Raw genomic sequence first — 216 nt, forward strand, 5'->3', positions numbered from 1 at the left:
ACGGTCCTGCGCGCGTTGGTTGCGCATGTCGAGCAGCCGGGTTCGGGCGGGCACACGCCGTCGGACTTCCCGCTGGTCGCGCTCACCTCCGCGGATGTCTCCGAACTGGAGTCGGCGGAGGTCGAGTTGGAGGATGTCTGGCCGTTGTCGCCGGTGCAGGAGGGCATGGTCTTCCACGCCCGCTACGACGACGACGCGGTGGACGTCTACACGAGC

General features: G+C 68.5%; 1 protein-coding gene. It reads left to right on the forward strand.

Annotation, left to right across the window (positions count from 1 at the left end; genetic code table 11):
* The coding region (locus ADK60_RS28505; RefSeq protein ID WP_159400626.1) for a hypothetical protein at positions 1-216 on the forward strand (216 nt) is incomplete at both ends.

Origin of the sequence: Streptomyces sp. XY431 (genome assembly GCF_001279805.1) — a bacterium.
GTDB lineage: Bacteria > Actinomycetota > Actinomycetes > Streptomycetales > Streptomycetaceae > Kitasatospora > Kitasatospora purpeofusca.